This window comes from Methylosinus sporium (assembly GCF_003113265.1).
GTDB lineage: Bacteria > Pseudomonadota > Alphaproteobacteria > Rhizobiales > Beijerinckiaceae > Methylosinus > Methylosinus sporium.
The window spans coordinates 25,683-38,411 of the sequence record NZ_PUIV01000018.1 but is presented as its reverse complement, the minus strand read 5'-3'; the positions used below and the strand labels follow the sequence as shown (position 1 = coordinate 38,411).

The following is a 12,729-nucleotide window of genomic DNA, read 5'->3' as shown; positions in this document are numbered from 1 at the left end:
GGCAAGCCGAGACCGGCCGCTCACGCGCTCACCATGTCGAGCCGCATCAGCGTTCGCGCATCGAGCGTCAGCGTCAGCGCGCCGAAAATCTCTGTGAGCTGGGCAACGCTGGTCACGCTGACGATGGGCGCGGTGACGCCGGGCTGGGCCAGCAGCCAGGCGACGGCGATCTGCGCCGGCGTGGCGCGAAATTGCGCGGCGGCGCGGTCCAGCTCGCGCAATATATCGAGGCTGCGCTCGTCGAGAATGCCTGCGACGACGGCGCCGCGCGCCGCGCCGACCGTATCCTCCATGGAGCGATATTTGCCAGTGAGGAAGCCCGCCTCCAGCGCCCGGAAGGGTATGACGCCCAGCTCCTCCTCGAGGCACAGCCTGCGCAGATCGCCCTCGTAATAGGCGCGGGTGACGAGATTGTAGTGCGGCTGCAGGCAGGAGAAGAGCGGCAGCCCGTGGGCGCGCGCCGCGGCCAGCGCCTCGGCGAGGCGCGGCGCCGAATAATTGGAGGCGCCGATGGCCCGCACCTTGCCGCTCTGTATGAGCGTCGCGAAGGCTTCCAGCGTCTCCTCGAAGGGCGTCGCCGTATCGTCGAAATGCGCCTGATAGAGATCGATGCGATCGGTCCGCAGACGGCGCAGCGAGTCCTCGGCCGAGCGAATGATATGCGCGCGGGAGAGGCCCTTGCCCACATCGGGCATGGCGCCTCCGACCTTGGTGGCGATCAGCACGCGATCGCGCTTTCCCGTCGCCTTCAGCCAATCGCCGATGATCGTCTCGGACTCGCCGCCGCTATGGCCGGGAACCCAGGTCGAATAAGTGTCCGCCGTGTCGAGCAGAGAGAAGCCGCGATCGACGAAAGCGTCCAGAATGGCGCCGGAGGCCGCCGCATCGGCGGTCCAGCCGAAGACGTGGCAGCCGAGCGCCAGCGGCGCGCAGGCGAGGCCCGAGCGACCGAGCCGACGATGTTCCATCGAAATGCTCCGCTTCCGGCTCACAGCTAGCAGTTGCTGTAATCTTCCGGGGCGATGCGGACGTGCATGCCGTCGAGGCTCGAGTCGAATTTCATCTGGCAGGCGAGGCGCGAATTGATCTCGCGATTGGCGGCCTTGGCCAGCATGATGGCCTCGGCGGGCTCCATGGGGGGCATGGCGACGCCCTCGGGCAGATCGACATAGATTTGGCAGGTGGCGCAGGTGCAGCTGCCGCCGCATTCCGCGACCAGCTCCTCGACGCCGGATTTGCGGATCAGCTTCATCATCGTCGCGCGATCCTTGCCGGCGATCTCCGACCGCGTTCCGTCGCGCGTTTCGAGCGTGAATTTGGTCATCGTCACTGTCCGATGTTCAAGGAGAGCAAATCCGCGCTCACGGTATGGCGGCTCGCCACATTTCCATCGCGCGCCATGCGGACTGTCGCGAGGCCCGCCGTCTGGGCGGCGTCCAGCTCCTCCTCATTCTCCGACAGCACGAGGACGGAGCCGGCGGAGAGGCCGAGATTTTCGCAGAGGTCGCGATAGGAGCCGGGCTCGATCTTCTGGCCGAGCGTGGTGTCGAAAAAGCCTTCGAACAGAGCCGTCACCTGCTCGGAGGAGGAATGGCTCAGCAGCAGCTTCTGCGCCAATTCCGAATTGGAGGAGTAGACGAAGAGGCGAAGCCCGGCCGCGGCCCAGGCCGAGAGACAGCCGGCGACATCGGGATAGAGCTCCGCCGCGAGCGCGCCCGATGCATAGGCCTCCTGCCAGACGAGGCCCTGAATGACTTTCAGCGGCGTCGCCTTGCGACCCTGCTTCATCCAGCGCAGCAGCAGAGATTCCGCCTGAGTGGGATCGAGCTCATAGCCGCCCATGAGGCGGCCGGTCTCCTCCAGCGCCTCCTCGACGACCTCGTCCGAGGCGTGCTCGTCGATATAGCCGCCGAGCCGCGTGGCCGCGAGCGGCAGCAGCGTGTCGTTCATGAAGGTCATGGGTAGGACCACGCCTTCGAGATCGATCAATATGGCGCGAATGGGCTCGCTCATCGCGCCGCCTCCCCCGCGCAGAATTGTCCGAATAACGCCATCGAAGCGCGCGCCTTTCCCGGTTGTTTGAGGAAAGACAGCATGATTTGTGCCGCGCCCTGCTCGAGGCTGTGGATTACCGCGCCGCAGCATGGCAAGAAGGGCTGGAGGGCGTAAGATCGCGCCGGCCCGGGGAAATGGGCGCATTCCACCCTCCCCTGCAGGGGGAGGGTCGGACGGCTGAGCCGTCCGGTGTGGGGTGCGCCGCGAGACTCGGGGAGACACCCCACCCCGCGCCTTCGGCGCGACCTTCCCCCTCACAAGGGAGGGTGAGACTGCCCGCCGCTCCAGTTCTGGTCGTGCCCATGCGAAGCTCGAAAAAATCCGCCGCCCAAACCTCGCTCGACGAGCTGTTCGACGGCAAGGTGATCTCCATTCGCGGCGCGCGCGAGCATAATCTCAAGAATGTCGATCTCGTCATTCCGCGCGACAAATTCGTCGTCTTCACCGGGCTCTCGGGCTCGGGCAAATCCTCGCTCGCCTTCGACACGATTTATGCCGAGGGCCAGCGCCGCTATGTCGAGTCGCTCTCCGCCTATGCGCGGCAATTCCTCGAGATGATGCAGAAGCCGGACGTCGATCAGATCGACGGCCTCTCGCCCGCCATCTCCATCGAGCAGAAGACGACCTCGAAAAACCCGCGCTCCACCGTCGGCACGGTGACGGAGATTCACGATTACATGCGCCTGCTGTGGGCGCGCGCGGGCATTCCCTACTCGCCGGCGACGGGCCTGCCGATCGAGAGCCAGACCGTCTCGCAAATGGTCGATCGCGTGCTGGCGCTGCCGCAAGGCGCGCGGCTCTATCTGCTCGCGCCCGTCGTGCGCGGCCGCAAGGGCGAATATAAAAAAGAGATCGCCGACTACACCAAGCGCGGCTTTCAGCGTCTGAAGATCGACGGCGTCTATTACGAGATCGCCGACACGCCGCCGCTCGACAAGAAATTGAAGCACGATATCGACATTGTCGTCGATCGCATTGTGGTGCGTTCCGACATTGCCGCGCGCCTCGCCGATAGTTTCGAGACGGCGCTGGAATTGGCCAATGGCCTCGCCATGGTGGAATTCGCCGACAGCAAGCGCGCAGACGGCGGCGACGCCCCGACGGCGGCGACGCCCGCCGCCTACGCCTCCACGCATTATGCGGCGGATCACATCGTCTTCTCGTCGAAATTCGCCTGCCCCGTCTCCGGCTTCACCATTCCGGAGATCGAGCCGCGGCTCTTCTCCTTCAACAATCCCTTCGGCGCCTGCCCGGTCTGCAGCGGCCTCGGCCAGGAGCAGGTGATCGATCCCGATCTCGTCGTTCCCGATCCCAAGCTCTCGCTGCGCAAAGGCGCCATCGCGCCTTGGGCGAAATCATCCTCGCCCTATTATGGGCAAGCGCTGGAGTCGCTCGGCCGTCACTATAAATTCCGCATGGATACGCCGTTCGAGAAGCTCGAGCAATCGGTGCGCGACGTGCTGCTGCATGGCTCCGGCAAAGAGGAGATCCGCTTCTCCTATGACGACGGCGCGCGCGCCTATGATGTGAAGAAGCCTTTCGAAGGCGTCGTCGCCAATCTGCAGCGCCGCTTCCTCGAGACGGACAGCGAATGGGCGCGCGAGGAAATCGGCCGCTATATGTCGGCCGAGCCTTGCAAGGCCTGCCTCGGCTATCGCCTGAAGCCGGAAGCGCTCGCCGTGAAAATCGACGGCTTTCATATCGGCGAAGTGTCGGACCTCTCGGTGCGCGCGGCGCTCGATTGGTTTCGCGCTCTGCCGGAGAAGCTCGACGCCAAGCGCAATGAGATCGCGCATCGCATATTGAAGGAAATACGCGACCGCCTCACCTTCCTCGTCGATGTCGGACTCGATTATCTGACGCTCTCGCGCGCCTCCGGCACTTTGTCCGGCGGCGAGAGCCAGCGCATTCGCCTCGCCTCGCAGATCGGCTCCGGCCTCACCGGCGTGCTCTATGTGCTGGACGAGCCGTCGATCGGCCTGCATCAGCGCGACAATGATCGTCTGCTCGACACTCTGCGGCGGCTGCGCGATCTCGGCAATAGCGTCATCGTCGTCGAGCATGACGAGGACGCCATTCTCTCCGCCGATTATGTGGTGGATGTCGGCCCCGGCGCCGGCGTGCATGGCGGCCATATCGTCTCCAAAGGCGCGCCGCAGGAGATCATGGACGATCCCAATTCGCTCACCGGCCAATATTTGACCGGCGCGAAGCAAGTGACCTTGCGCCATGCGCTACGCAAGCCCGACCCCGGCCGCTGGCTGAAGATCAGCGGCGCGCGCGGAAACAATCTCAAAAATGTCGAGGCGAAGATTCCCTTGGGCCTCTTCACCGCCGTCACCGGCGTCTCCGGCGGCGGCAAATCCACGCTCGTCATCGAGACGCTGTATAAAGCCGTGGCGCGGCGCCTCAATGGCGCGCATGAGCATCCGGCGCCCTTCGACAAGATCGACGGGCTCGAGCATATCGACAAGATCATCGATATCGACCAATCGCCGATCGGCCGCACGCCACGCTCCAATCCCGCGACCTACACGGGCGCCTTCACGCCGATTCGCGAATGGTTCGCCGGCCTGCCGGAGGCGAAGGCGCGCGGCTATGCGCCGGGACGCTTCTCCTTCAATGTGAAGGGCGGACGCTGCGAAGCCTGCCAGGGCGACGGCGTCATCAAGATCGAGATGCACTTCCTGCCCGACGTCTATGTCACTTGCGACGTCTGCAAGGGCAAGCGCTACGATCGCGAGACGCTCGAGGTGAAATATCGCGAGAAATCCATCGCCGACGTTCTCGACATGACGGTGGAGGAGGCGGCCGTATTGTTCAAAGCCGTGCCGGCGATCCGCGACAAGATGGAGACATTGAAGCGCGTCGGCCTCGATTATATTCGCGTCGGCCAGCAGGCGACGACCTTATCGGGCGGCGAGGCGCAGCGCATCAAGCTCGCCAAGGAACTGGCGCGCCGCTCCACGGGCCGCACGCTCTACATTCTCGACGAGCCGACGACGGGCCTGCATTTCCACGATGTCGCCAAGCTGCTCGAGGTGCTGCACGAGCTCGTCGATCAGGGCAATAGCGTCGTCGTCATCGAGCATAATCTCGAGGTCATCAAGACGGCCGATTGGATCATCGATCTCGGGCCGGAGGGCGGCGATGGCGGCGGCGAGATCGTCGCCGCCGGACCGCCCGCCGACATCGTCGCCGCAAAGCGCAGCCACACCGGCCGCTATCTCGCCGAAGTGCTGAAACGCCGCCCGCCGCGCGCGGAGAAGACGAAAGCGCCGAAAGCGGAGAAGGAGACGCCCGCGCCACGCCGCAAGCGCGCCGCGCAGGAGCAGTGAGACGTCAGATCGAATAGCCGCGCTTGCGCAGCTCGGATTTGAGATCGGTCTGCAACGACTCGCCGACCCTGACGCCCCAGGCTTTGCCGATCTCCATTCCGCTTTTGGCGAGCTGACCCATTTTCACGGCGAGCTTCGAGCCTGTCGGCGATTTATAGAAGCTCAGCACATCGCGAAGTTCCGCGACGCTGAAATTATCGGCGTAGATGGCGGCCATCTGGCCTGTCAGCTCGTCCAGACTGGCGATGAATTTCGCCTGCATCCGCGGCGATATTTCTGCGAGATCCTTTTCGAGCTTCGGATTTTGCGTCCCGAGCAGCGATTTGATCTGCTCCATCAGCGCCGGCAGCATTTGCTTGGCCGTATCCGTCACATGCATGGCGACGAGCAGCTCCTTGGCGACGGCGATGCGCTCGCCCCTGTCGTCGGCGCGCGCCGGCGCGCCGCAGAGCGTGAGCAGCACGGCGAATGACGCGAAAAAAAGTCTCATGCAATCCTCCCGATGAAACGCGCGCATATCATACGCTAGGACGCGCGCGCCCGAAAGCGCCACGGTCGAGGCTCGCGGGAGGAGAGATTGCTCAGCGCTTCGCTTCGCGGGCCGCGAAATAAGAGTCGATCTTCTCGCGCATCTCGCGCAGAAACCGCTCCTCGCCGAAGCCGAACGCATGAGCGCGAATGCGCTCGGACGAAAATTCCATGCGCTCGAAGCGCGCGACCGCCTCACTCAACGCGTCCACCGTCTGTGTCTCGAAGAAGACGCCTGTCTCATTCTCGACAACAGTCTCGGTCGCGCCGCCGCGGCGGAAGGCGATCACCGGACGCCCGCTCGCCATCGCCTCGAGCGGCACGATGCCGAAATCTTCCTCGCCCGGAAAGATCAGCGCGCGGCAGCGCGAATAATGCCGCATCAGAACGTCGAAAGGCTGCGGGCCGAGCACGGACACGGTCGCGCCAGCGCGATGGCGGATCGCCTCCAGATTGGCGCCGCCGCCGATCACGACGAGCTTCTTGCCGCTCGCATTGAAGGCGTCGATGGCGAGATCTGGCCGCTTATAGCCGACGAGTTCGCCGACCATCAGATAATAATCGCCGATCTCATCAGCCGGCGCGATGGAGAAAGCGTCGGCGGCGACGGGCGGATGCACGACATCGGCGGAGCGGCGATAATAGCGCTCGACGCGATGCGCGACCGTCGTGGAATTGGCGATGAAATGATCGACGCGCGTCGCCGACAGCGCATCCCAATTGCGCAGATAATGCGCGAGCGGCGGCATCAGCAGCCGCGTGAGCCGGCCGGATTCCTCGCGATATTCATGGTACATGTTCCACAAATAGCGCATCGGCGAGTGGCAATAGCACACATGCAGCGCCTCTGGCGGCGGAATGATCCCTTTCGCGGGCCCGGACTCGCTCGAGATGATGAGATCATAGCCGCGCAGATCGAGCTGCTCACAGGCGAGCGGCATTAAGGGCAGATATTGCCGATAATATTTCGCCGCGCGGGGAAGCGATTGGATGAAGCTGGTCGTGATCGGACGCGAGCGGATCGTCGGCGAGACGGCGGCCGGATCGATGACGTGGGTGAAGAGATCGGCCTGCGGAAACAAGCGAATCAGGGCTTCGACGACCTTCTCGCCGCCGCGCATGCCGACGAACCAATAGTGAACGATCGCCACACGCATCTATGTTCCTACCTCGACGCTCACCCACTTCGACTCTCGGACAAACGCGCAGGAGTGCGCAAACGACGAAGCCGGGCATGAGCCCGGCTTCGAGAATACAGTCGAAGTCATTAACATCCCGTGAGGATTTCGCGCGCTCAATTCTTGAGCGGCGTCTCCGGAACGCTGCGCGGACGCGCGCTGGCGCTGCGCGGCGCCGGCTCCCCCTTGCCCGCATCCTTGCCGCCGTCGCCGTCCTTCGCCTTGCGGCTCTTGCGCGGCTCGGCTCCGCTCTCCGCCGCCGACGCCCGCTTCTTGCCGGCCTCGACAATGTCGCGCTCGGGACGCGGCAGCACCGGACCCTCGGGGAAGACGAAGCCCAGCGTCTTGGCGCCGTCGTCGTCCGTCACCACCACCACGCGCACCGCGCCGCCATTCTTCAACCGGCCGAACAGCACCTCGTCGGCCAGAGGCGTCTTGATGTGCTGATGGATCACGCGGCCCATTGGACGCGCGCCCATGGCCTGGTCATAGCCATGCTCGACGAGCCAGGACCGCGCCTCGTCGGAGAGCTCGATCGTGACATTGCGGTCGGCGAGCTGCGCCTCGAGCTGCAGGATGAATTTGTCGACGACGCGGGCGATCACCTCCTCCGGCAGATGGCCGAAATGGACGATCGAGTCGAGACGATTGCGGAACTCCGGGGCGAAGAGGTGATTGATCGCCTCATTGTCCTCGGCGCTATGCGTCTTGCCGCGCGTGAAGCCGATGGGCTTTTTGGCGAGATCGGCGGCGCCGGCGTTGGTCGTCATGATGAGGATCACATTGCGGAAGTCGATCTGCTTGCCATTGTGATCCGTCAGCTTGCCGTGGTCCATCACCTGCAGAAGAATGTTGAAGAGATCGGGATGCGCCTTCTCGATCTCGTCCAGCAGCAGCACGCAATGCGGATGCTGGTCGATGCCGTCGGTCAGCAGGCCGCCCTGATCGAAGCCGACATAGCCGGGAGGCGCGCCGATGAGCCGGCTCACCGTATGACGCTCCATATATTCCGACATGTCGAAGCGGATCAGCTCAATGCCCAGCGAGGTGGCGAGCTGGCGCGCCGCCTCCGTCTTGCCGACGCCGGTCGGGCCGGAGAAGAGATAGCAGCCGATCGGCTTCTCGGGATCGCGCAGGCCGGCGCGGGCCAGCTTGATCGCCGAGGTGAGCGCCGTGACCGCCTTGTCCTGGCCATAGACGACGCGCTTCAAGGTCTCGTCGAGATGGGCGAGAACCTCCGCGTCGTCCTTGGAGACGGTCTTGGCGGGGATGCGCGCCATGGTCGAGATGGTGGTCTCGATCTCCTTGAGGCCGATCGTCTTCTTGCGCTTGGACTCCGGCACCAGCATTTGCGCGGCGCCGGTCTCGTCGATCACGTCGATCGCCTTGTCCGGCAGCTTGCGGTCATGGATGTAGCGGGCCGAGAGCTCCACCGCGGCCTTCAGCGCCTCGGTGGTGTAGCGGATCTTGTGGAACTCCTCGAAATAGGGCTTGAGGCCCTTGACGATCTCCACCGCATCCGGGATCGACGGCTCATTGACGTCGATCTTCTGGAAGCGCCGCACCAGAGCGCGGTCCTTCTCGAAATATTGGCGATATTCGCGATAGGTGGTCGAGCCGATGCAGCGCAGCGTGCCCTGCGCCAGCGCGGGCTTCAGCAGATTGGAGGCGTCCATCGCGCCGCCGGAGGTCGCGCCGGCGCCGATCACCGTATGGATCTCGTCGATGAAGAGGATCGCATTCTTATGCGCCTCAATCTCCTTGATGACCTGCTTCAACCGCTCCTCGAAATCGCCGCGATAGCGCGTGCCGGCGAGCAGCGTGCCCATGTCGAGCGCGAAGACCGTCGCGCCGGAGAGCACCTCGGGAACCTCGTTCTGAATGATCTTGCGAGCGAGACCTTCGGCGATGGCCGTCTTGCCGACGCCCGGATCGCCGACCAGCAGCGGATTGTTCTTCTGCCGGCGGCAGAGCACCTGCACGGTGCGCAGCACCTCGGACTCGCGGCCGATCAGCGGATCGATGCGGCCGTCGCGCGCCTTGCGGTTGAGGTTGACGCAATAGGCCTCGAGCGCGCCTTCCTTCTTGCGCTGCTCGCCCTCGCGCCCCTCGCGTCCCTCGCCCCGCTCCGCCTCGTCCTCGACGCCGCGCGGCGCGCGCGAGCCGTCCGAGAGGCCCGGCCGCTTGGCGATGCCGTGGCTGATGTAATTGACCGCGTCATAGCGCGTCATATCCTGCTCCTGCAGGAAATAGACGGCGTGGCTCTCGCGCTCGGCGAAGAGCGCGACCAGAACATTGGCGCCGCTCACATCCTCGCGACCGGAGGACTGCACGCTGATGATGGCGCGCTGCACGACGCGCTGGAAGCCGGCGGTCGGCTTGCAGTCGCCTGCCGATTCATTGACCAGATTGTCCAGCTCGTGATCGATGTATTCGCGCAAATTTTTGGCGAGCAGATCGAGATCGACCGAGCAGGCGCGCAGCACGGCCGCGGCGTCTTGGTCGTCTATGAGGCTGAGGAGCAGATGCTCCAAAGTCGCATATTCATGATGCCGCTCCCTCGCCGAGGCGAGCGCGCGGTCGAGTGACTGCTTCAGGTTGCGCGAGAATGTCGGCATCGATCGTCCGCCCTCACTTCTTTTCCATGATGCACTGAAGCGGATGCTGGTGCTTGCGCGCATAATCCATCACTTGCGTGACTTTCGTCTCCGCCACCTCATAGGTGTAGACGCCGCATTCGCCGACGCCGTGATTATGCACGTGCAGCATTATCCGAGTGGCTTCTTCCAGGCTCTTGTTGAAATATTTACGCAGAACGATGACCACGAACTCCTGGGTCGTGTAGTCGTCGTTGAGCAACAAGACGCGATACATGTTGGGCCGCCGCGTCTGCGTCCGCGTGCGGGTGATCAGCGCCGTTCCCGACCCACCGTCGCCGCCGCCGCCGCTCTTTCGAGGCTCTTTCCCGGCCGCATGGGGAGACGCGCGGCGTTCCGTAGCGAAGGGAACCCGGCTGTCGAGTGTAAGATCGTCGATCACTGTCACCTCGGCTTTCCTCATTCCCCTTTCCGAAGTTTCGCCCGCGACAGGCCCGTCCGGCGTATGCGTAGCATTCTCCGTGCCGCGGGCCCCTCGCCGACTTTCGCGGCGCGGGCGAAGCGGAGAGACGCCGAGTGTTCTTTCTCGCGGGAGCATTGGCAAGACCCGAAAAGCTGAAACCGCCGAAAAAACTCCGAGGCGCGCCTCGGATGCGACGCCTCCAGCGCGCCGCCGTCCACAATACGCCTAGGACATAATGTGCCGCAGCGGCGGAACAAGTGAATGAGGCGCGAGGCGCGACCCGGCGCCGCGATTGGGTTTCCAAAGGGCGCCGCCAATAACTCGATTCCGCCCCCGCGACGGCGCACCTGTCGAAAACCACGAGCGTAAACACGTCCTTTACTCCCACCCCCTAAAATCGAGGCCGGTCAAAAAGCGTGGCGCGCAATCAAAAGAGGCGCGAATGACGATGCTGGATCGGTTTCGGCGGGACACGGCGGGCAAGCTCGTCGAAAAAGTTGCCTTGGGTTCGGCTGTGGTGGCGCTCGCCTGCGTGCTCGGCGCCAACGTCCTGTCGGCAAAGTTACAAAACGGTGAGCTGCCGCTTCTCGCTTTTGTTCACAAAGAGGAGCGCGGCCGCGTGCAGGCGGCGGCGGCGCAGCCCGCGTCGACGGCTCAGTCTCTGCATCACATCGGCTTCGTCGGCGTGGATCACGCCGCGACCGGCTCGATCGCGCCAGGCCAAAAGGCCGTCGCGCCGGCCACGCCCTGCGGGCCCGGCACGAAATAGGGCGAAATCGAAGCGCGCGCGGCCGCTGCCCCCGCGCGCCGCTCATGATGCGCCGCGTCAATTCCATTGACATCCGACGCGTTCGGCTTCAAGCATGGCGCGCGTCTTGCTCCCCCGACGACGAGCAGAACGCCAGCGGAACACAAACGTCATTTGCGACGGTCCCGCCTCTCGAGGACGACGCGCGCCCCCGCGGCACACGCGCGCCCTTCCCTTGCCAAATGTCATGAAAGCCGCGACCAGGACAATTGATGACCTTCGACGAACTCGGCCTTTCCCAAAAGGTCCTCGCGGCCGTTGAGGCGTCCGGCTACACCAAGCCGACGCCCATTCAGGAACAGGCCATTCCTCCGGCGCTGCAGGGGCGCGACATTCTGGGCATCGCCCAGACGGGCACAGGCAAGACGGCGGCGTTCACGCTGCCCATGCTGTGCCGGCTCGAGCAGGGCCGCGCCCGCGCACGAATGCCGCGCACGCTGATTCTCGAGCCGACGCGCGAGCTCGCCGCGCAGGTCGAGGCGAGCTTCGCCAAATATGGCGCGAATCACAAGCTCAATGTCGCGCTGCTGATCGGCGGCGTCTCCTTTGGCGATCAGGAAGCCAAGATCATGCGCGGCGCCGATGTGCTGATCGCGACGCCCGGCCGCCTGCTCGACTTCTTCGATCGCGGCAAGCTGCTGCTCACCAATATCGAGATCCTCGTCATCGACGAGGCCGATCGTATGCTCGACATGGGCTTCATCCCGGACATAGAGCGCGTCTGCAAGCTGGTGCCCTTCACGCGGCAGACTTTGTTCTTCTCCGCGACGATGCCGCCGGAGATCACGCGCCTCACCGAGGCCTTTTTGCACAATCCTGTACGAGTCGAGGTGGCGCGCGCCTCGACGACGGCGGCGACCATCCGCCAGGCGCTGGTCGCCACCCATGGCCACGCCGAGAAGCGCGAGACGCTGCGCCGGATCATCCGCGGCGCGGACAGCTTCAAAAACGCGATCATCTTCTGCAATCGAAAGCGCGATGTCGCCATATTGCATCGCTCGCTCGACAAGCACGGCTTTTCCGCCGGCGCGCTGCACGGCGATATGGACCAGCTCGCGCGCATGGCCTCGCTCGACGCCTTCAAGAATGGCGACGTCAATCTCCTCGTCTGCTCCGACGTCGCGGCGCGCGGCCTCGATATTCCCGACGTCAGCCATGTCTTCAATTTCGACGTGCCGACGCATAGCGAGGATTATGTCCATCGCATCGGCCGCACCGGCCGCGCCGGCCGCTCGGGCACGGCCTTCACCCTCGTCACCGACGACGACCGCAAATATCTCGATCAGATCGAGACGCTGATCGGCAAGAAGATCGATTGGGAGGGCCCCGGCCTCGACGAGTTGCCGCCGCCCTCCGAAGCGCCGGCCCGTGAATCGCGCGGACGCGGGCGCTCGCGCAGCAGCGGCGAGCGGAGCGGCCGACGCGCCGCGCCAGAACGCGAGGCCAGAACAGAGCGTGAAGCAAGGTCCGAGCGTGAGCCGCGTCGCGAGGCCCGGCAGGAGCGTGAGCCGCCTCGAGAGCGCGCTCCCCGTCAGGAGCGCGCCGCCCAAGATCGCGAGGCGAGACCAGAGCGGGAGGCGAGGCCGCCGGCCAGGCCGGCCCGTCCCGAGCGGCCGCCGACCTATGGCGATCGGCGCGACCGCCGGCCGACGCGCCAACCGGAGGACGACGGGCCGCCGGTCATCGGCCTCGGCGACCATATTCCATCCTTCCTGCTGCGCCCTGTGGTGCTCAAGCCGGCCAAGGTCGGGGACGAATAAGG

General features: G+C 64.7%; 10 protein-coding genes. 3 read left to right on the top strand and 7 right to left on the bottom strand.

The window, feature by feature from the left end; genetic code table 11:
* Positions 1–20: 20 nt before the first annotated feature.
* The 3 genes from C5689_RS12120 to mtnC are packed head-to-tail and all read right to left on the bottom strand — an operon-like array spanning position 21 to position 2,013.
* Positions 21–968, bottom strand: a complete 948-nt coding sequence (locus C5689_RS12120; protein WP_108917560.1) for an aldo/keto reductase — start codon at positions 966–968, stop codon at positions 21–23.
* 26 nt (positions 969–994) lie between these two features.
* Positions 995–1,324: a 2Fe-2S iron-sulfur cluster-binding family protein gene (locus tag C5689_RS12115; protein WP_108917533.1), complete on the bottom strand. Its 330-nt coding sequence runs from the start codon at positions 1,322–1,324 to the stop codon at positions 995–997.
* Positions 1,325–1,326: 2 nt separating this feature from the next.
* Positions 1,327–2,013: an acireductone synthase gene (gene mtnC / locus C5689_RS12110; RefSeq protein WP_108917532.1), complete on the bottom strand. Its 687-nt coding sequence runs from the start codon at positions 2,011–2,013 to the stop codon at positions 1,327–1,329.
* A 344-nt stretch (positions 2,014–2,357) separates the two neighbouring features.
* Between mtnC and uvrA the strand changes: the two genes are divergently transcribed.
* Complete coding sequence (gene uvrA, locus C5689_RS12105) at positions 2,358–5,393, top strand: excinuclease ABC subunit UvrA (RefSeq protein ID WP_108917531.1); 3,036 nt, start codon at positions 2,358–2,360, stop codon at positions 5,391–5,393.
* A 4-nt stretch (positions 5,394–5,397) separates the two neighbouring features.
* Here the strand turns inward: uvrA and C5689_RS12100 are convergent, their stop codons facing one another.
* The 4 genes from C5689_RS12100 to clpS form a co-directional block, all read right to left on the bottom strand.
* Positions 5,398–5,883, bottom strand: coding sequence for a DUF2059 domain-containing protein (locus tag C5689_RS12100; RefSeq protein ID WP_158271806.1), 486 nt, complete (start codon positions 5,881–5,883; stop codon positions 5,398–5,400).
* A 91-nt stretch (positions 5,884–5,974) separates the two neighbouring features.
* Positions 5,975–7,078, bottom strand: coding sequence for a glycosyltransferase (locus C5689_RS12095; RefSeq protein ID WP_108917529.1), 1,104 nt, complete (start codon positions 7,076–7,078; stop codon positions 5,975–5,977).
* Positions 7,079–7,215: 137 nt separating this feature from the next.
* On the bottom strand, positions 7,216–9,717 hold the full coding sequence (gene clpA, locus C5689_RS12090) for an ATP-dependent Clp protease ATP-binding subunit ClpA (RefSeq protein ID WP_108917528.1): 2,502 nt from the start codon (positions 9,715–9,717) through the stop codon (positions 7,216–7,218).
* 13 nt (positions 9,718–9,730) lie between these two features.
* Positions 9,731–10,159, bottom strand: a complete 429-nt coding sequence (gene clpS / locus C5689_RS12085) for an ATP-dependent Clp protease adapter ClpS (protein WP_108917527.1) — start codon at positions 10,157–10,159, stop codon at positions 9,731–9,733.
* A gap of 442 nt (positions 10,160–10,601) precedes the next feature.
* Between clpS and C5689_RS18235 the strand changes: the two genes are divergently transcribed.
* Both C5689_RS18235 and C5689_RS12080 read left to right on the top strand, forming a co-directional pair.
* Positions 10,602–10,928 (top strand): hypothetical protein, encoded by a 327-nt coding sequence (locus tag C5689_RS18235; RefSeq protein ID WP_146188379.1) that lies wholly within the window; start codon positions 10,602–10,604, stop codon positions 10,926–10,928.
* A gap of 251 nt (positions 10,929–11,179) precedes the next feature.
* Positions 11,180–12,727 (top strand): DEAD/DEAH box helicase, encoded by a 1,548-nt coding sequence (locus C5689_RS12080; RefSeq protein WP_108917526.1) that lies wholly within the window; start codon positions 11,180–11,182, stop codon positions 12,725–12,727.
* Positions 12,728–12,729 lie beyond the last annotated feature (2 nt).

Coding starts and splice junctions, on each gene's coding strand:
- C5689_RS12120 (WP_108917560.1), bottom strand. CDS start 968: ATGGAACATCGTCGGCTCGGTCGCTCGGGCCTCGCCTGCGCGCCGCTG.
- C5689_RS12115 (WP_108917533.1), bottom strand. CDS start 1,324: ATGACCAAATTCACGCTCGAAACGCGCGACGGAACGCGGTCGGAGATC.
- mtnC (WP_108917532.1), bottom strand. CDS start 2,013: ATGAGCGAGCCCATTCGCGCCATATTGATCGATCTCGAAGGCGTGGTC.
- uvrA (WP_108917531.1), top strand. CDS start 2,358: ATGCGAAGCTCGAAAAAATCCGCCGCCCAAACCTCGCTCGACGAGCTG.
- C5689_RS12100 (WP_158271806.1), bottom strand. CDS start 5,883: ATGAGACTTTTTTTCGCGTCATTCGCCGTGCTGCTCACGCTCTGCGGC.
- C5689_RS12095 (WP_108917529.1), bottom strand. CDS start 7,078: ATGCGTGTGGCGATCGTTCACTATTGGTTCGTCGGCATGCGCGGCGGC.
- clpA (WP_108917528.1), bottom strand. CDS start 9,717: ATGCCGACATTCTCGCGCAACCTGAAGCAGTCACTCGACCGCGCGCTC.
- clpS (WP_108917527.1), bottom strand. CDS start 10,159: ATGAGGAAAGCCGAGGTGACAGTGATCGACGATCTTACACTCGACAGC.
- C5689_RS18235 (WP_146188379.1), top strand. CDS start 10,602: ATGACGATGCTGGATCGGTTTCGGCGGGACACGGCGGGCAAGCTCGTC.
- C5689_RS12080 (WP_108917526.1), top strand. CDS start 11,180: ATGACCTTCGACGAACTCGGCCTTTCCCAAAAGGTCCTCGCGGCCGTT.